17 protein-coding genes and 1 other RNA gene are annotated in these 19,668 nt (G+C 37.8%); 13 read left to right on the forward strand and 5 right to left on the reverse strand.

The window, feature by feature from the left end:
• Positions 1 to 32 precede the first annotated feature (32 nt).
• The 8 genes from gap to ACZ5R4_RS20685 all read left to right on the forward strand — a co-directional run bounded on the left by gap (position 33) and on the right by ACZ5R4_RS20685 (position 9,628).
• Positions 33 to 1,040, forward strand: coding sequence for a type I glyceraldehyde-3-phosphate dehydrogenase (gap, locus tag ACZ5R4_RS20650; RefSeq protein ID WP_109983520.1), 1,008 nt, complete (start codon positions 33 to 35; stop codon positions 1,038 to 1,040).
• A 104-nt stretch (positions 1,041 to 1,144) separates the two neighbouring features.
• On the forward strand, positions 1,145 to 2,326 hold the full coding sequence (locus tag ACZ5R4_RS20655) for a phosphoglycerate kinase (RefSeq protein ID WP_464367924.1): 1,182 nt from the start codon (positions 1,145 to 1,147) through the stop codon (positions 2,324 to 2,326).
• A 19-nt stretch (positions 2,327 to 2,345) separates the two neighbouring features.
• Positions 2,346 to 3,104, forward strand: coding sequence for a triose-phosphate isomerase (gene tpiA, locus ACZ5R4_RS20660; RefSeq protein ID WP_054787043.1), 759 nt, complete (start codon positions 2,346 to 2,348; stop codon positions 3,102 to 3,104).
• Positions 3,101 to 4,645, forward strand: coding sequence for a 2,3-bisphosphoglycerate-independent phosphoglycerate mutase (gene gpmI, locus ACZ5R4_RS20665; RefSeq protein ID WP_277679441.1), 1,545 nt, complete (start codon positions 3,101 to 3,103; stop codon positions 4,643 to 4,645). Before tpiA ends, gpmI begins: the two co-directional genes overlap by 4 nt.
• A 40-nt stretch (positions 4,646 to 4,685) precedes the next feature.
• Complete coding sequence (eno, locus tag ACZ5R4_RS20670; protein ID WP_054859926.1) at positions 4,686 to 5,972, forward strand: phosphopyruvate hydratase; 1,287 nt, start codon at positions 4,686 to 4,688, stop codon at positions 5,970 to 5,972.
• Positions 5,973 to 6,072: 100 nt separating this feature from the next.
• Complete coding sequence (locus tag ACZ5R4_RS20675) at positions 6,073 to 6,381, forward strand: rhodanese-like domain-containing protein (RefSeq protein WP_054787042.1); 309 nt, start codon at positions 6,073 to 6,075, stop codon at positions 6,379 to 6,381.
• A gap of 210 nt (positions 6,382 to 6,591) precedes the next feature.
• Positions 6,592 to 7,584 (forward strand): ABC transporter substrate-binding protein, encoded by a 993-nt coding sequence (locus ACZ5R4_RS20680; protein WP_054859927.1) that lies wholly within the window; start codon positions 6,592 to 6,594, stop codon positions 7,582 to 7,584.
• Positions 7,585 to 7,588: 4 nt separating this feature from the next.
• Positions 7,589 to 9,628, forward strand: a complete 2,040-nt coding sequence (locus ACZ5R4_RS20685; RefSeq protein WP_464367925.1) for an iron ABC transporter permease — start codon at positions 7,589 to 7,591, stop codon at positions 9,626 to 9,628.
• Between the two features lie 39 nt (positions 9,629 to 9,667).
• On the opposite strand, the gene ptsP is transcribed toward ACZ5R4_RS20685, so the two are convergent.
• From ptsP to ACZ5R4_RS20700, 3 genes are all read right to left on the reverse strand, one after another.
• Positions 9,668 to 11,383, reverse strand: coding sequence for a phosphoenolpyruvate--protein phosphotransferase (gene ptsP / locus ACZ5R4_RS20690; RefSeq protein WP_464367926.1), 1,716 nt, complete (start codon positions 11,381 to 11,383; stop codon positions 9,668 to 9,670).
• Positions 11,384 to 11,390: 7 nt separating this feature from the next.
• Positions 11,391 to 11,660: a phosphocarrier protein HPr gene (locus ACZ5R4_RS20695; RefSeq protein ID WP_054787040.1), complete on the reverse strand. Its 270-nt coding sequence runs from the start codon at positions 11,658 to 11,660 to the stop codon at positions 11,391 to 11,393.
• Between the two features lie 139 nt (positions 11,661 to 11,799).
• Entirely contained in the window at positions 11,800 to 12,747 is a 948-nt protein-coding gene (locus tag ACZ5R4_RS20700) for an alpha/beta hydrolase (RefSeq protein WP_109983515.1), read from the reverse strand.
• Between the two features lie 142 nt (positions 12,748 to 12,889).
• Between ACZ5R4_RS20700 and secG the strand changes: the two genes are divergently transcribed.
• The 5 genes from secG to ssrA all read left to right on the forward strand — a co-directional run bounded on the left by secG (position 12,890) and on the right by ssrA (position 17,447).
• The gene (gene secG, locus ACZ5R4_RS20705) at positions 12,890 to 13,120 is read left to right on the forward strand and encodes a preprotein translocase subunit SecG (RefSeq protein WP_054859929.1); all 231 of its coding nucleotides are present in this window, start codon (positions 12,890 to 12,892) and stop codon (positions 13,118 to 13,120) included.
• Between the two features lie 242 nt (positions 13,121 to 13,362).
• Complete coding sequence (locus tag ACZ5R4_RS20710) at positions 13,363 to 14,103, forward strand: alpha/beta hydrolase (protein ID WP_109983514.1); 741 nt, start codon at positions 13,363 to 13,365, stop codon at positions 14,101 to 14,103.
• 31 nt (positions 14,104 to 14,134) lie between these two features.
• Entirely contained in the window at positions 14,135 to 16,414 is a 2,280-nt protein-coding gene (rnr, locus tag ACZ5R4_RS20715; protein ID WP_109983513.1) for a ribonuclease R, read from the forward strand.
• Positions 16,415 to 16,508: 94 nt separating this feature from the next.
• A complete protein-coding gene (smpB, locus tag ACZ5R4_RS20720; protein ID WP_109983512.1) occupies positions 16,509 to 16,970 on the forward strand; it encodes an SsrA-binding protein SmpB in 462 nt (153 codons plus the stop codon).
• Between the two features lie 114 nt (positions 16,971 to 17,084).
• Positions 17,085 to 17,447: a transfer-messenger RNA gene (gene ssrA / locus ACZ5R4_RS20725) on the forward strand.
• Positions 17,448 to 17,643: 196 nt separating this feature from the next.
• Here the strand turns inward: ssrA and ACZ5R4_RS20730 are convergent.
• Both ACZ5R4_RS20730 and ACZ5R4_RS20735 read right to left on the reverse strand, forming a co-directional pair.
• Positions 17,644 to 18,966 (reverse strand): TrkH family potassium uptake protein, encoded by a 1,323-nt coding sequence (locus ACZ5R4_RS20730; RefSeq protein WP_464367927.1) that lies wholly within the window; start codon positions 18,964 to 18,966, stop codon positions 17,644 to 17,646.
• Positions 18,966 to 19,625 (reverse strand): potassium channel family protein, encoded by a 660-nt coding sequence (locus ACZ5R4_RS20735; RefSeq protein ID WP_464367928.1) that lies wholly within the window; start codon positions 19,623 to 19,625, stop codon positions 18,966 to 18,968. Before ACZ5R4_RS20735 ends, ACZ5R4_RS20730 begins: the two co-directional genes overlap by 1 nt.
• Between the last annotated feature and the right edge of the window lie 43 nt (positions 19,626 to 19,668).

Raw genomic sequence — 19,668 nt, forward strand, 5'->3', positions numbered from 1 at the left:
TTAAGTTTCACTTTAAAAAGGAGGAAATTAGCATGGCAGTAAAAGTAGGTATTAATGGTTTTGGCCGTATTGGTCGTAACGTATTCCGTCAAGCTTTAAAAAATGATGAGGTGGAAGTAGTTGCTGTTAACGATTTAACAGATGCAAACATGCTTGCACATCTACTTAAATATGACTCAGTTCACGGAAAACTAGAAGAAGAAGTATCTGTAAAAGGTGATACGCTTGTTGTAGGTGGAAAAGAAGTAAAAGTACTTTCTGAACGTGATCCAGCTAATTTACCATGGGGTGACCTTGGGGTAGAAATCGCAGTAGAATCTACTGGTATTTTCACACAACGTGATGCAGCAGCTAAACATTTAGACGCTGGTGCGAAAAAAGTTATCATCTCTGCACCTGCAAAAGAAGAAGATATTACAATTGTTATGGGTGTAAACGAGGACAAATATGATCCAGCTCAACACCATGTAATTTCTAATGCTTCTTGTACAACAAACTGTTTAGCTCCATATGCCAAAGTATTAAATGATACTTTTGGAGTGAAGCGTGGTATGATGACAACTATTCACTCTTATACAAACGACCAACAAATCCTAGACTTACCACACAAAGATTACCGTCGTGCACGTGCAGCAGCTGAAAATATCATTCCTACAACTACTGGTGCTGCAAAAGCAGTATCTTTAGTATTACCTGAACTAGAAGGTAAATTAAATGGTATGGCAATGCGTGTACCAACTCCAGATGGTTCATTAGTAGACCTTGTTGCAGAGCTTGACAAAGATGTAACAGTTGAAGAAGTAAATGCAGCACTAAAAGAAGCTGCTGAAGGTAAACTAAAAGGTATCCTTGGATACTCTGATGAGCCATTAGTATCTGTAGACTATATTGGTAACACGAACTCTTCTACTATTGATGGACTTTCTACAATGGTAATGGAAGGGAATATGGTAAAAGTAGTATCTTGGTATGACAATGAAATGGGATACTCTAGCCGTGTAGTTGATTTAGCAGCATACCTTAAAGCTCAAGGACTATAAAATAGTGAGAGATAACGGGAGGGGGATCAATCCTCTCTCGTTTTTCAGTATGACCGTATAAAGTGATCTCGAATAAAATAAAGTCCTAAGGAGGTTCATTCTTAATGAACAAACAAACGATTAAAGATATTGATGTAAAAGGAAAAAAAGTATTTTGTCGTGTAGACTTCAATGTTCCAATGAAAGATGGAGCAATTACAGATGATACACGTATTAAAGCAGCATTACCGACCATCGACTATCTTAGTAAACAAGGCGCAAAAGTAATCCTAGCAAGCCATTTAGGCCGTCCAGGTGGAGAAGTAGTAGAAGAACTACGCATGGACGCCGTTGCAAAACGTCTTAGTGATCTTACTAACCAAACCGTTGTTAAAACGGACCAAGTGTATGGTGACGAAGTAAACCAAGCGGTTAGTGAACTAAATGATGGGGACATTTTGTTAATTGAAAATGTTCGTTTTGAACCTGGTGAAACAAAAAATGATCCAGCACTTGCCAAAGAATTTGCAAATCTTGCAGACTTTTTTGTAAATGACGCATTCGGAGCAGCTCACCGTGCGCACGCGTCGACTGCGGGAGTGGCGGAGCATATTCCTTCAGCTGCAGGATTCTTATTAGAAAAAGAACTAGAGGTTTTAGGGAAGGCTCTTTCTAATCCTGACCGACCATTTACTGCAATTATTGGTGGAGCAAAGGTTAAAGATAAGATTGGTGTGATTGATAATCTTTTAGACAAAGTCGATAATTTAATTATTGGTGGTGGACTTGCTTATACTTTTGTAAAGGCTAGAGGTTTTGAAGTAGGAAAATCACTATTGGAAGAAGATAAGATTGATTTAGCGAAAGAATACATGCAAAAAGCCAAAGATAAAGGTGTAAATTTCGTCATGCCTGAGGACGTAATTGTTGCAGATGACTTTTCCAATGATGCAAATACGAAGGAAGTCGATATTGACAGCATTCCTGCAGATTTAGAAGCATTAGATATTGGTCCGAAAACTCGCGAGAAATATGCTAAAATAGTAGCTGACTCCAAGCTTGTGATCTGGAATGGGCCAATGGGTGTGTTCGAGTTAGAAACATTTGCTAATGGAACAAAAGCGGTAGCAGATGCATTAAGTAAGACAGAAGGTTATACTGTAATTGGTGGCGGTGATTCCGCAGCTGCTGTTGAAAAATTTGGATATGCTAGCCAAATGAATCACATTTCAACAGGTGGTGGAGCTTCCTTGGAATTTATGGAAGGTAAAGAGCTACCAGGTGTAAGTGTACTAACGGATAAATAAGTGAAAGGAGAGGTGACTGATGCGTAAAAACGTAATCGCAGGGAATTGGAAAATGAACAAGCTACTAGGCGAAGCGGTAGATTTTGTTGAATCAACCAAAAACAAAATTGCCTCAGCTGAAAAAGTGGAGGCAGTAGTTTGTGCACCATTCCCGTACCTACCAACATTAGTAGAAAAAGCAAAAGGAACAGACCTTGCTATTGCAGCTCAGAACATGCATTTTGAGGAAAGTGGTGCATTTACTGGTGAAGTCAGTCCGGCTATGTTAAAGGACCTAGGTGTAAGCTATGTGGTTCTAGGTCACTCTGAACGTCGTGAAATGTTCGCAGAAACAGATGAAACAGTAAACAAAAAAACACACGCAGCATTTAAGCATGGTTTAATACCAATCATCTGCGTTGGAGAGACACTTGAGCAGCGAGAAGCAAATGAGACGATGTCCATTGTTGAAAATCAAGTAAAAGCAGCACTTGCTGGACTTACAGAAGAACAAGTGAATCAAACGATTGTTGCCTATGAACCAATTTGGGCTATCGGAACTGGGAAGACGGCTACATCAGAACAAGCTAATGAAGTGTGTACACACATTCGTAAAGTAATTGCAGCAGAAGTTTCCAGTACCGCAGCAGATGCTGTACGCATCCAATATGGTGGTAGTGTGAAGCCTGCCAATGTAGATGAATTGCTTTCTCAATCCGATATCGATGGTGCACTTGTAGGTGGTGCAAGCTTAGAGGCTGAGTCTTTCTTACAGCTAGTGGAGGCTGGTGCAAAATGAGCCAAAATAAATTAGCAGCACTCATCATTTTAGATGGTTTTGCTCTTCGTGATGAAACAAAGGGTAATGCAGTAAAACAAGCAAATACCCCTAATTTTGATCGTTACTGGAATAACTATCCACATAACCAACTAACAGCAAGTGGAGAGGCGGTAGGTTTACCTGAGGGACAAATGGGTAACTCTGAGGTTGGGCATTTAAATATCGGTGCTGGCCGTATTGTTTATCAAAGCTTAACTCGTGTAAATCTATCGATTAAGGATGGAGAATTTTTTGAAAATAAAATCTTAATCGATGCAATCTCACATGCAAAAAATAATGACAAAGCATTACACATCTTTGGATTACTGTCTGATGGTGGTGTACATAGCCATATCCGTCACTTATATGCAGTGTTAAAGCTTGCAGCAGACTACGGTCTAAAGAAGGTATATGTACATGCTTTCTTAGATGGTCGTGATGTTGACCAGAAATCTGCGAAAAAATACATTAAACAAACATTAGAGAAAATGGACGAATATGGGGTTGGAGAATTTGCCACAATCTCAGGTCGTTATTATTCCATGGATCGTGATAAGCGTTGGGATCGTGTCAAGAAATCTTATGATGCTATGGTGTATGGTGAGGGTCCAAGCTATACTGATCCAATCGAAGTTGTCGAAGATTCTTATCAAAACGAAATCTATGATGAGTTTGTCATTCCATCTGTTATTACAGATGAAAATGGTAATCCTAAAGCAACAATTCAAGATGACGATTCAGTGATTTTCTACAATTTCCGTCCAGATCGAGCAATTCAAATATCTCGTACATTTGCGAATGAAGATTTTCGTGACTTTGATCGAGGGGACAAGGCACCAAAGAATATTCATTTTGTCTGTCTCACTAATTTCAGTGAAACAGTTGACGGTTATGTTGCTTATGAACCAGTTAATTTAGATAATACAGTGGGAGAGGTACTCTCACAAAATAATTTAAACCAACTTCGTATTGCGGAAACGGAAAAATATCCTCACGTCACCTTCTTTATGAGTGGTGGACGTGAAAAGGAATTTCCAGGTGAAAAGCGTATTTTAATCGATTCACCAAAAGTAGCAACCTATGATCTGAAACCAGAAATGAGTGCATATGAAGTAACAGATGCGTTGCTAGAAGAGCTAGATAAAGGGGAACAAAATGCGATTATTTTAAATTTCGCCAACCCTGACATGGTAGGTCACTCTGGTATGCTAGAGCCTACTGTTAGAGCAATTGAAACGGTCGATGAATGTCTCGGTAAAGTGGTTGACAAAATTACCGAAAAAGGCGGTTATGCGATTATCACAGCAGACCATGGTAACTCAGATGAAGTAGTGACATTAGATGGAGATCCAATGACAGCACATACTACTAACCCTGTGCCTGTCATTGTTACGAAGGAAGGGGCTAGCCTTCGTGATGGAGGAATCCTAGCCGATTTGTCGCCAACACTATTAGATCTTCTTGATGTAAAGAAACCAGCTGAAATGACTGGTGAAAGTTTAATTAAGAAAGAAAAATAAAGCTACAAACAATAAAATGATAAAAGGAGAGTTTTACATTATGCCATACATTACAGATGTTTATGCACGTGAAGTATTAGATTCTCGTGGTAACCCAACAGTTGAAGTTGAAATTTTTACAGAATCAGGAGCTTTCGGTTCTGCACTAGTACCAAGTGGTGCATCAACTGGTGAGCACGAAGCAGTGGAATTACGTGATGGCGATAAAGATCGCTATCTAGGAAAAGGTGTTTTAAAAGCAGTAGAAAATGTAAATGAAGTTATTGCACCTGAATTGGTAGGAATTGACGTAACACGTCAGGTCGTCATTGACCAGCTTCTTCTAGAATTAGATGGTACTGAAAACAAAGGTAAATTAGGTGCAAATGCTATTCTTGGTGTTTCGATGGCAGCAGCACATGCAGCAGCTGATTACTTAGGTGTTCCATTATATACCTACTTAGGTGGATTTAATGCGACAACTCTTCCAACACCAATGATGAACATCTTAAATGGTGGAGAGCATGCTGACAATAACGTAGATATTCAAGAATTTATGATTATGCCTGTAGGTGCTCCAACATTCCGTGAAGCATTACGTATGGGTGCGGAAATCTTCCATAACTTGAAAAAAGTTCTAAGTGGAAAAGGTTATAATACTGGTGTTGGAGACGAGGGTGGATTTGCTCCAAACCTAAAATCTAACGAAGAAGCTCTTTCTACCATTATTGAAGCAATTGAAGCTGCTGGTTACAAGCCAGGTGAAGAGGTTAAGCTAGCAATGGACGTAGCATCTTCTGAATTCTACGAAGAAGGTAAATACAACCTTAAAGGAGAAGGTGTTGTTCGTACGTCTGAAGAAATGGTTGCTTGGTATGAAGAAATGATCAACAAATACCCAATTGTTTCTATCGAAGATGGTTTAGATGAAAACGACTGGGAAGGACACAAGCTTCTAACAGATCGTATCGGTGATCGTGTACAATTAGTTGGTGACGACTTATTTGTAACAAACACAAAACGACTAGCTCAGGGTATCGAACAAGGTGTAGGTAACTCTATCCTTGTGAAAGTGAACCAAATCGGTACACTTACAGAAACATTCGAAGCAATTGAAATGGCAAAACGTGCTGGTTATACAGCAGTTATCTCTCACCGCTCTGGTGAAACAGAAGATGCAACTATTGCAGATATTGCCGTTGCGACAAATGCTGGACAAATTAAAACAGGTGCACCGTCTCGTACAGACCGTGTAGCGAAATACAACCAATTACTTCGTATTGAAGATGAGTTAGTTGGTACAGCAAAATATGCTGGAGAAACAGCATTTTATAACTTGAACAAGTAATTTATGATCTATGCCAGTATCTTTTGATTTAAGATACTGGCATTTTTTATAGTTGGTGTTATATAATAAGTGCTAGAAAAAATCGTGGAGGTATTTAAACATGAAAGAAATTCAAGCATCTGAATTAGCGCAGAAATTAAATGAGGGTGAACATTTAAATATAATTGATGTGAGAGAAGACGACGAAGTAGCAACTGGTATAATTCCAGGTGCAAAGCATATTCGATTAAGTGAAGTACCAGATCGATTAAATGAATTAGATGAAAAAGAGCATTACTACATGGTTTGTCGCTCTGGAGGCCGCAGTGGTAAAGCAACAGAATACCTAGAAGCAAAAGGCTATAATGTGACAAACATGGCTGGTGGTATGCTGGCATGGGAAGATGATATGGATTTCCCAAATAAATAATAACGTAGAAGGACCTTCCACTTCAATGAAGGTTCTTTTTATTATTAAAAGGTTTTGTAAACGATGATGTTTTGGGGTGACATGACACCTTATTTTAACATTTGAAACAGACGATTTGCACTTGACTTTTCTAGTTTGGTTCAGTAGTATTAAACAGGTAAATGATAATCTTTATCAATTATATATTATACATAAAAGGGGTCAGTCTTTATGAAGAAAATATTGCTTTTATTCATGTTGAGTACAATTAGTATCCTATTCGTTGCTTGTGGAAATAGTGGGGAGGAAAATTCCTCATCTGATAAGAAAGAGAATGAAGATATGTCGGAGATCACGGTCAATGATTATTATGGTGAACAGCCAATTAATGGAGTACCTGAGCGAATTGTTGTTTTAGAGTGGGTTTATGCAGAGGATTTATTAGCACTTGGTGTTCAGCCAGTAGGAATGGCAGATATCGAGGGATATAAGGATTGGGTGAATATTGAACCAAAGCTTTCCGAAGATATTCAAGATGTTGGAACAAGACAGGAACCTAATTTAGAAGCGATTCGAGCATTGGAGCCAGACTTGATTATCACAGCTAGCTTCCGTCATGAAGCAATATTAGATAGTCTAAAGGATATTGCACCAACATTGGCATTTAATCCATATCCAGAAGAAGGAGAAGGAACCCAATATAAAGAAATGGAAACGACCTTTCAAGAAATAGCTAAAGCCTTACAAAAGGAAGAAGAAGCAGATCAAGTATTGTCCGATTTAGACAAAGCTTATGAAACAGCAAGCACAGAGATAAAAGAAGCAAATATTGATAATAAGCAATTTGTTTTATCACAAGCCTATAGCTCTGATAATACACCCGTAATCCGTTTGTTCAAGGATAATGCGATGGCAACGGAAATTATGACAAAGATAGGCTTAGAAAATGCTTATCAATCAGACGGATTCCAGCTTTACGGGTATGATGAAACAAGTGTAGAAGCATTACAAACTGCTCAGGATGCTCATTTTTTCTATATTGTACAAGAGGATGATAATATATTTACCAATCAGTTAGCAGGTAACCCAGCGTGGGAGGAGTTAGAATTTGTGAAAGAAAATCGGACCCACCAGCTTCCTGGTAGTACATGGACATTTGGCGGACCATTGTCAGCAGAAGTATTTGCTAATCAGATTAAAGAAGCTCTAGTACAAGCGAAGTGATCATATGACAAGATGGGAAAAACATTATATTTGGACAACGGTTCTGACCTTTGGGGGAGGAACCGTCCTTTTGCTTCTATTGTTATTTATACATATTAATCAGGGCAGTGTTTCTATTGCTCCCTCCGTCATATTAGAAGCCATTTTTCAACCAAAGGATGACCTGGCACATCATACGGTACGTTTTTTGCGGTTGCCACGAGCTATTATAGGAATTTTAGCAGGTGGTGCGTTAGCGGTATCTGGTAGTCTATTACAAACCATTACGAAAAATCCATTAGCTTCATCAGGTACACTTGGAATCCATGCGGGATCGTATTTTGCGGTTGTTTTTGCTAGTGTATTTTTTACGACTGTTGCAGGATTAAATGGCCTATTTGTCGCATTTCTAGGTGGGGTATTAACTGCTATTTTAGTTTATATACTTGCAGGTATTAATAGCTCAAATCCTGTTAAAATGGTATTAGCAGGAATGGTTATTACGATGATGTTTTCTGCCTTTACCTCCTTACTTCAAATCTTTTTCGAAAACGAAACAGCTGGTTTATTTTTATGGGGATCTGGTACACTTGTACAAAACAATTGGGAAGGCGTCCAATTTGCACTCCCATTTGTTCTATGTGGGTTACTTGCCACATTATCGATAGCAAAGTCATTAGATATTTTTCTACTAGGGGAAGAAGTAGCAACAGGACTTGGTCAAAAGACGAACAGACTAAGGATCATAACAGTGATGCTAGCAGTTTTTTTAACTGCTGTCACGGTAAGCGTAGTTGGCCCTATTGGCTTTGTTGGAATCATAGCCCCACATTTAATCAAGCTATTAGGCTTTCGAAAACATCTTTCCATTCTGCTTGCTTCCTTTTTATGGGGAGCAAATGTGCTGTTAGGTGCAGACGTATTGGCAAGAATAATCGATCCAAGCTTTTCTGAGCTACCAGTTGGGGCGATTACTGCATTCATTGGAGCACCTTGGCTTATTTGGCTTATTATGCGGAGAAAGAATCGTAGCTATAGTGGTAAGGAAACAGGAGTACTTGTTGGAGCAGTCAACAATAAAAGATTTCAGCAAATGGTTATTCCAGTCCTCTTATTCCTTTGTATGATTACTGTTTTAGTTGGTATATCTACAGGAAATGAAGGATTTCAAGTTGTACAAACGATAAAAGCGATCTTTTCTAATCACGATCCGTTTATTCGTAATATGGCGATCGATTTTCGTTTGCCCAGATTGCTGGTTGCTTTTGTAAGCGGGATATTACTTGCCATCAGTGGGTATATTTTTCAAGGAGTGCTTCGAAATCCTTTAGCAGATCCATCCGTCATTGGGATAACCTCAGGTGCAGGGGTTGGGGCATTACTATTTATCTATTTTGGATCAATAACAGCTACATGGGTGCCAGTGGGGGCTTTTATAGGAGCTATTATTGCTTTTCTCATTGTCATGATGCTTGCCTATCGGTCCGAATTCCAACCTACCTTATTAGCTCTTTTAGGTATTGGTATTTCGGCATTTGGTTCAGCGATTATTCAAATTATTGTTGTTAACTCAGAAATGGCTGTAGCTTCCTCTTTAACCTGGTTAGCAGGAACGACTTATGCGAAAGGCTGGTCAGAGTTAGGATATTATTTATTAGGTCCACTCATTGTCTTCATTCCAATTGTTTACCTAGTGAGTGATCGTATTCATACATTGGCTTTAGGAGATGACACAGCAAAAGGATTAGGATTGAATGTTGTAAAAACGAGGTTTTTATTAGCACTGCTGGCAACAATCATTGCCGCTAGTAGTGTAGCAACAGTTGGTACGATTGGATTCGTTGGATTGATCGCCCCACATATGGCAAGGATCTTACTAGGACCTGCCCATAAAAACTTATTTATCACCACAGCCTTGTTGGGAGGAATATTCCTCATGATTGCTGATGTCCTTAGTCGTACTTTACTTGTTCCAAAGGAGATACCAACAGGGATTATCATTGCGATTATCGGTGCACCGTATTTTTTGTGGTTAATGCATCGATCCAATAAAATAAAAATCTAAAAAAAAGCGACTCGTCGATTGGACAAGTCGCTTTTTCAATTACTGATTCGTTTTGCTTCGGATAAATTCTTCTACTTCATCTGCTGTATTCATGCTAAGAAGCTGCTCTTTATAAGTAGCTAATTCTTCTTTGGATAGGCTTTTAATTTGGGTACGAGCAGGTAAAATAGAGGTTGCACTCATACTAAATTCATCTAATCCTAAACCTAAGAGAATTGGAATTGCAATCGAATCTCCGGCCATTTCTCCACACATTCCAGCCCATTTACCTTCAGCATGTGCTGCTTCAATCACATTGTTAACAAGGTTTAAGATTGCTGGGTGATATGGTTGATATAAATAGCTCACTCGTTCATTCATACGATCAGCTGCTAAAGTGTATTGAATCAAGTCATTAGTTCCAATACTAAAGAAATCTACCTCTTTAGCGAATTGACGAGCAATTACCGCTGTCGAAGGAATTTCTACCATAATACCAATTTCAATCGAATCAGATACCTCTACACCTTCCGTAATAAGGTTATCTTTTTCTTCTAATAAAATGGCTTTTGCTTGACGGAATTCATCTAATGTTGCAATCATTGGGAACATGATTTTTAAATTCCCGTACGTACTTGCACGTAACAATGCACGCAATTGTGTCCGGAAAATATCATCGCGCTCTAAGCATAGACGAATCGCACGAAAGCCTAGGAATGGATTCATTTCTTCCGGTAGTTCTAAGTATGGTAATTCTTTATCGCCACCGATATCTAATGTTCGAACGACAACAGGCTTGTCTCCCATTTGCTCAAGAACGGATTTATAGGCCTCAAACTGCTCTTCCTCTGTAGGAAGCTCTGTTTTCCCCATATATAAAAACTCTGTACGATAGAGCCCTACACCTTCGCCACCATTGTTCTTCACACCCTCCACATCTTCAGGTGTACCAATGTTAGCAACAAGCTCAACGTGTGTTCCATCAGAAGAAACCGTAGGCTCATCCTTTAGCTTTGCCCATTCTTCTTTTTGTTTTTCAAAATCTGCTTGTTTCTTTTCATACTTTTCCATCTCATCATTGGAAGGGTTAATGATGACTTCTCCATCAATCCCATCAATAATTAAAATATCGCCTGCAGCTGCTTGTGTGGTTATTTCCTTTGTACCAACAACAGCTGGTATTTCCAAAGATCTTGCCATAATTGCTGAGTGAGAAGTTCTTCCACCGATATTAGTTGTAAAGCCTTTAACAAATTGTTTATTTAATTGTGCCGTATCAGATGGTGTGAGATCCTCTGCAATCACAATGACTTCTTCATTAATTAATGCAGGATTCGGAAAAGATACATTTAATAAATGAGCCATTACACGTTTTGTAACGTCTTTAATGTCAGCAGCTCTTTCTCTCATGTATTCATTATCCATGCTTTCGAACATTTGAATAAACATTTGCGCTGTTTCATCTAAAGCAAACTCTGCATTAACTTGATCTGTGCTGATTTTATCCTTTATCGGATTAATCAATTCAGGGTCACTTAACACAAGCAAGTGGGCAGAAAAGATTTCTGCATGCTCTTCTCCTAATGATGCGCGAGCATGCTCTTTAATTTTCTCCAACTCTGTTTTTGATATTTCAAGTGCTTCTGTTAAACGATTGATTTCGTTGTCTGTATCTTGGACTGTCTGCTTCTCAAAAGACAGATCAGGAACTGCCAGTTTGTATGCTTTCGCAATGGCAATTCCATTTGATGCTGCTATACCACTTAAGTTACTCATGTAAAGATTACTCTCCTAGTCCTTCTGATTTAATCACATCTACTACTGCATCGACAGCTTCTTGCTCGTCAGATCCATCTGCAATAATCTTAATCTCAGCGCCTTGTGGAATACCGAGGGACATAACACCCATGATCGATTTTAAGTTAATAGATTTTCCATTATATTCTAACGTCATATCAGAGGAGAAACTTCCCGCTTTATTCACAAGTACTGTCGCTGGACGAGCGTGAACTCCTGTTTCATCTGTGATTGTTACTGTTTTTTCTACTGCCATAGTTAAAAACCTCCTAAGGAATTAATTAATGTATTGCTACCTTTTAATTTTACTCTTTTTCTAGGTAATATTTCAAGAATACTATGATAAAAGTTTAAACTTTTTGTAAAAATTCTTTAAAGTAGCACAATTATATTAATTATAATGACTTAGTTGTTTCCATACAAGTAATGTGCTCCTTAATCCAAGTAAAGATGTATTGATAAATTTCCTGTTTATTTTTTTCGTTTAATAATTCATGTCGTTTATCTTTAAAAATATGATAGGTGATATTCTCTAATCCTACCTTCCGATAAAAATGGACTGCTTTTAACATTCCTTGACTATATTGACTTACTGGGTCTTGATCACCGGTTAAAAATAAGAGTGGAAGTTCTTTGTCGATTGCTTCAGCATAACGATTGTCTTGGATTTTCCCGATTCCTTCATATAAATCATAAAAAAATTGATTAGATGGAAGAAATCCACAATATGGATCTTCTATATAATTTTTAACTATCTCTTTGTCACTCGACAGCCAATCAAATGCCGTATTTGCTTCCGTTTTTTTATTATAATTAGCGAATGTGAGTTTATTTAAGAATGTTGCAGGAGTTTTTTTTCCTTGTATTGCAATATTCAGACGTGCAAGAAACTTCCCCATATGTAATAGTAGAGGAGGCTGATAGGATGTTCCAATGAAAATGGCACCCGAAAGCTCCCTATCGGCAAAGGATAAATATCGTCGGGAAAGGAAGGAGCCCATACTGTGTCCAAGTAAAAAAATGGGCAAGTCCGGCTGTTCGTTTCGAATAAAGGAGGTTATTTCCTTAAGGTCCTGAGCTGTTCGATCAAAACCGTTCCTTTTCCCCAGAAAGCCTTGTGTATTTGCTCGGTTACCTGTTTCCCCATGTCCGCGGTGATCATTGCCATATACGATGATCTGATGGTTATTTAAAAATTGTGCGAGCCCGTGGTATCGTTCAATATGTTCAGCCATCCCATGAGCAATTTGAACAATAGCTGTCGGTGTCTCCACATCCTCCCATTTTCTAAGATAAACGGAATGATTATCGCTCATTGTTAGCCAATACTTTTTACTTTTCATGTAAATCATCTCCAATCGATACACTGCTTAATTCCATCATATCATGTAATTTGGATGAATTTTCAGTAAAATAACTTGTGTATGATTATTACTTATGCTACATTGTATTTATGTAATTGTACGTCTAGGGGGTGCTTTCAAGATGATAGCAACTGTTATGACATTGCTCATCATTGATGCAATCGTATTAATTGTTTTTGTTTTATTACAATCTGGTAAGAGTGAAGGACTGTCTGGAGCAATTTCAGGTGGTGCTGAACAATTATTTGGAAAACAAAAGGCGAGAGGGATGGATCTAGTTCTTCATCGTGGAACAGTCATTACAGGAACATTGTTTTTTATCCTAACATTTTCCCTTGCCTATCTGTTATAAACCAATTTTATTGGAGAAGATAGTAAGCAAAAAGAAGAGCATCCTTTGCGGCAAAGCAAAGGATGTTTTTTTGCACGTTAGGATAGTTGACGTAGATGAAATTTTAAGGTGTCAAGTATAAGCAAAGCAGGTATTCGCCAAAGGACGAGCGAATACGAGTTTTTCTAACACTATAAGAACGTGGACTTTCATCATTATACTTATAATAGTAAATGAACATAATAAACCTGAGGTGAAAAAGAATGAAAATAAAACAACCAGAACCATTTATGTTTAGAGGAGACGAGCGTGCGGTATTACTATTACATGGGTTTACTGGACATTCTGCAGATGTAAGAATGCTTGGTCGCTTCTTAAATAGTAAAGGCTATACATGTTATGCTCCTATATATCGTGGTCATGGCAAATCCCCAGAAGACTTAATTGAAGCTACAGCTGAACAGTGGTGGGAGGATGTCAAAAATGCTTATCTTTATCTAAAAGGTGAAGGCTACGAAAAAATCGCCGTTGCAGGTCTATCACTAGGTGGTGTATTAGCACTAAGACTTGCTTGTACTCATCCACTAGAAGCCGTAGTAACCATGTGCTCGCCAATGTTTTTTGATAATGAAGAGCAATTAACGATTGGTTTTAAACAATTCGCTAAGGACTACAAACAATTAGAAGGAAAAGATGAAGCAACGATCCAAGAGGAAATGGGAGAGCTGTTAGAACGTTCTAAGGAATTATTTAAGCAAATTGCAGAGTCAATTGAAAGGGTAAAAGAAAATGTAGATATGTTGTATACTCCAACCCTTGTAATACAAGCTGAAAAGGATGAAATGATAAACCCAGATAGTGCTAATTATATTTATGAGAATGTTGAAGCAGATCAAAAAGAGATCAAATGGTATGCAAATGCAGGGCATGCAATTACTTTCAGTGATGCAAAAGATCAGCTACATGAAGATATTGCACAATTTTTCGCATCACTTAAGTGGTAAATCGCCATAATAAAAAGAAAGAGGTGATTAGATGGAGGGACAGAATTTATCTCAAGAGCTATTAGATTATTTTCAAAATAATGCAACGAAGCCTTTATCTGTTCAGGAAATAGAAGAACTATTAGGATTAAGTGAAGCAGATGAATTCACTAATCTTGTCAAGACATTAAATGAATTAGAAAATAGTGGACAACTCATACGCACTAGAAAAAATCGTTATGGTTTACCGGAAAAAATGAACTTAATTCGTGGAACGATTCAAATGCATGCAAAGGGCTTTGCCTTTTTGATCCCAGAAGAAGAATCAATGGATGATGTCTATATCAACCAAACTGATTTACAATCTGCCATGAATGGCGATACTGTTTTTGTTCGTGTAGAACGAAGCGATGAGGCAGGAAAGCGACCTGAAGGCGTTGTTGTTCGTATTATTGAAAGGCAAACGAAGCAAATTATCGGAACATATGAGGATAACGGAGCATTCGGCTTTGTGATTGCGGATGATAAGCGAATTCCCAATGATATTTTCGTACCGAAAGGACAAGCAAAAGGTGCCATTAGTGGTCATAAAGTAATTGTTGAAATAACGAAATACCCTGAAGGACGAATGAGTGCTGAGGGTGAGGTTATACAAATATTAGGGCATAAAAATGATCCCGGGATGGATATTTTGTCGATTATCTATAAAAATGGGATCGCAATCGACTTTCCTCAAGAGGTACTGGATCAAGCTGAAAGTATTCCAGAGACGATTTCGGAGAGAGATTTACAGGATAGAAAAGATCTAAGAAATGAAACAATTGTGACAATTGATGGAGCAGATGCAAAGGATTTAGATGATGCTGTTACGGTTACTAGGCTTGAAAATGGCAATTATAAGCTAGGTGTTTATATTGCTGATGTTACCCATTATGTTAAGGAAGATTCTCCTATTGATAAGGAAGCATTTGAACGAGGCACAAGTGTTTACTTAGTTGACCGTGTTATACCAATGATTCCTCATCGTTTATCGAATGGTATTTGCTCCTTGAATCCACAGGTAGACAGATTAGTATTAGGCTGTGATATGGAAATTAACACAAAAGGGGAAGTTGTCAATCATGATATTTTTCAAGCGGTGATCAAAACGACGGAGCGAATGACTTATAAAGCGGTGAATCAAATTCTCGTGGATAACGATGAAGAGGTGATCGAACACTATCAATCGCTTGTTCCTATGTTTAAGGATATGGAAAATCTAGCGGAAATATTACGCTCCAAACGTTTTGGCAGAGGTGCGATCGATTTTGACTTTAAAGAAGCAAAAGTATTAGTTGATAAAAAAGGCAATGCAGAGGATGTTGTAATACGTGAAAGATCAGTTGGAGAGCGATTAATCGAGGAATTTATGCTTTGTGCCAATGAGACGATTGCAGAGCATTTTCACTGGATGGATGTACCGTTTATTCATCGTATTCATGAGGATCCAGACCCAGGCAAATTGCAAACCTTCTTCGAATTTATCGCGAGATTTGGTTATGTTGTCAAAGGGACCTCGAATGAAATTCATCCACAAGCATTACAGAAGGTATTAGATGAAGTAAAAGGAACAGAAGAGGATATCATTATTTCAAAATTGATGCTTCGATCCATGAAGCAAGCGAAATATGATCCGCAAAGCATCGGTCACTTTGGTTTAGCAACAGAATTTTACACACATTTTACCTCTCCGATTCGAAGATATCCTGACTTAATTGTCCATCGTTTGATTCGAACTTATTTGATTCAAAATCAGTTAGGTGGAAAGACAAGAGCTCATTGGAAGGAAAAGATGCCAGAGATCGCCAGACAAGCTTCGATGAAAGAAAGGGCTGCAGTAGATGCAGAACGAGAGGTTGACGATCTGAAAAAAGCAGAATTTATGCAGGATAAAATTGGAGAAGAGTTTGAAGGAGTCATCAGCTCTGTTACTAATTTTGGACTTTTTGTTGAATTAGCGAATACAGTAGAGGGACTTGTCCATGTCAGTTATCTAACAGATGATTATTATCATTTTGATGAACGAGCCTATGCAATGATTGGTGAAAGAACAGGAAATGTCTTTCAGGTTGGAGATACCTTAACAGTCAAAGTAGCGCAAGTGAATTTGGAAGAAAGATCTGTTGATTTTGAGATTGTTGGAATGGCCCCAAGAAAAAATCGACCTAAATCAGAACAAAAGGTTATTCATGCTCGAAAAGATAAAGGCGACTTGAAAAAGACTGCGAAGAAAGCACAAAAAACAGGAAAAGGCAAAAAGAAGAAAAATGGTCGCAAAAAGAAAAAGAGATAGGAAGGCTTCCTGTGAGCTTTCCTATCTTCTTTACGTAGCATGTTTTCCGCTTTTTTGTTACAATAAAGGGACGTAGCATTAGGAGGAACAAGATATGGCAAAGAATGAAGGAAGAGTTATTGCACAAAACCGAAAAGCGGGACATGATTTCTTTATTGAGGATACGTATGAAGCAGGTATCGTCTTACAAGGGACAGAGATAAAAGCCATTCGTGCTGGACAGGTAAATTTAAAGGATAGTTTTGCTACCATAAGAAATGGGGAAGTTTATTTAAATAACATGCATATTTCTCCATACGAGCAAGGTAATCGCTATAATCATGAACCCACAAGAGCCCGTAAGCTTTTATTACATCGAAAGCAAATTGATAAACTGATCGGGGAAACAAAACAAGCTGGTTATTCTCTTGTACCACTAAAGGTTTATATTAAAAATGGCTTTGCCAAAGTTTTGGTTGGACTCGGTAAAGGAAAAAAGAAATACGATAAGCGTGAAGATTTAAAACAAAAACAAGCGAAACGAGACATGGACAGAGCTATAAAAGATCGTGTTTAACACGAATTACCAACAGTTAGTAGCTTGAATTTTCTTACTCATGTGTTATAATGAACTTACTTAACAATTTCATATTAGAGTTTGATCACTCTAATCCGTATCTTCTTTTTATAAGGGGACGTTACGGATTCGACAGGGGTAGATCGAGCTCAGGTTGCGCGTCGAGGTTACGTCTCGTTAAACGTTAACGCCAATAATAACTGGCAAAGAAAACAATTACTCTTTAGCAGCTGCGTAAGCACTGTCTAAAGGATCCTTCCTATCATCGCCCATGTGGTAGATTGAAGGGTCTCACTTATCAGTGGGCTACGCTATCATCCACCGTCTGAGGATAGATAGAAGAGACCAATCAGACTAGCTACTAGGACGCCTGTTGGTAGGCAAAATAGTTAGCGAATTTAAATTTACCAACTACACGTGTAGAAGCCTGAGTGGCGATATCCTTGGACGTGGGTTCGACTCCCACCGTCTCCACCAATACATAGTTGGTGGTTTTTTTGATACAAATATATTTAAGAAGAACCTGAGCCCCATATATTATGGAAGTAAATTTTATGGGACTATGGAGGCTAATTTGATTTCGTATTTAACAATTAAATATACAGCATGTGTTCTTTAAAAATTTCTTTACTTTTACAGGGGCACCGAATTGTGCCTTATTAGGTAAGAATTTTTATCCTGTCAATACTTCCTCATAAGGATATTTAATTCTTTCCTCTTTCGATCTAGCAAGTGAAAAAGCTAGTGTAAGTGGGCCTAATTTACCGATAAACATGATACAAGTGATCACTATTTTACCAAGAACGGTTAGTGACCCAGTTAACCCCATCGATAACCCAACGGTACCGAATGCTGAAATCACTTCAAACAAAACCATGATGACAGGCTCATCCTCCACTATAGTTAATATGAATACAGCAATAAAAACAAAGAAAAGCCCCATTGTGGCAATGGCGAGGGAACGTAATATATAAGTTTGATTAATCGTCTTTTCTGAAATGGTTATTTCTTTTTTTCCTCGTAAAAAGGTTAAAACAGATAAAATGATAATAATGAAGGTGGTTAACTTAATTCCACCTCCAGTTGAAGCACTTCCCGCACCAATAAACATTAATAATAACATGAAGAAAACGGTTGGTTCTTCTAAACTACCGATGTCTAACGTATTAAACCCTGCCGTTCTAGGGGAAGTAGCCTGAAAGTAAGAAGCCCATACTTTATCCGTAAAAGAGGCTAATCCTCCTAAAGTACTGGGATTATTATATTCCAAAATAAAAATAATAAACATCGCTACCATGTTCAAGACAAAAGTACCAACTAGCATCAATCTTGAATGGAGAGACAATTTCCTGAATTTCTTTTTATACCATAAATCAGAGAGAACGGTAAAACCAATTCCTCCGATTATAAAAAGAAGCGATATAATAATATTAATCAGCGGATCACCTACATACCCCATTAAACTATCAGACCATAGAGCAAACCCAGCATTATTAAATGCAGATATGGCATGAAACAAGCTGAAATAGATCCCTTTTCCCCACCCTAAAACTGGCACCCATCTAATAGCTAAAAAAATCATCGCTATTGTCTCGATGGTCAAGGAAAAAATAAATAGATTTCGTACTAGCTTCACAACTCCCCCTATAGAGGTTTGATTCAATGCCTGTTGAATCACTAATCTTCCTTTTATGCCTATTCTTCTACCAAGCATAATATAAATCATTACCGCAAATGTCATAATCCCTAGTCCCCCAAGCTGGATTAAAATTACGATAATTATTTCCCCAAATAAAGTAAATGCAGAGGGTGTGTCCACAACTATTAGACCAGTAACCGTCATAGCTGAAGTTGCAGTAAATAACGAATCTATCCAGGTAATGGTTTCAGTTGTTGCAATAGGAAGCTTCAATAATAGTGTGCCGATCATAATACAGGTTACAAATACGGATATTAATAACTGAGATGGATTCAAATTCATGTATTTCAATTTCATTATTGTCCACCCTTTTTCTCAAATCTCTCAATGTCTTTATTTTGACCAACAATAATTAAAATATCATTTTTTTGAATCAATTGATCGGCAGCTGGTGAAATAATCGTTTCTTCATTCCGTTGAATCCCAATAATGTTACAACCATATTTATTGCGAATATCTAGCTGTAGAATGGATTTATTATCAAACTTATTTGATGCTAATATTTCAACAATACTGTGATCTTTTGAGAGCTCTATAAAATCTACAATATTATCGTTGGTTACATGGTGCGCAATTTTCTTTGCCATTTCTCTTTCTGGATGTATTACACGCTCAACACCTATTCGACTTAGAACCTTGTGGTGATAACTATTTTGTGCTTTTGCCCATACTATTGGTACGCCAATTTCTTTAAGAAGAAGAGAGGTCAAGATGCTTGCCTCAATATTTTCACCAAAAGAAACAAAGGCATGATCGACATTTCTTACCCCTAATTCTTTTAAGATGTTTTCATCAACTGCATTAGCTTGAACGGCATGAGTTGCGATTTTACTGTATTCCTTTACTTTTAAAGGATCGTTATCCACAGCTAATACTTCTAGATCCATATCTGAAAGTTCCTTTACTAAGCTTCCACCAAACTGACCTAATCCAAATACGGCATAATGTTTTTTCATTTTCATCCTTCTTTCTGAAAGTAAACACAAAAAGACCATTCCA

This window comes from Gracilibacillus sp. JCM 18860 (assembly GCF_055395245.1).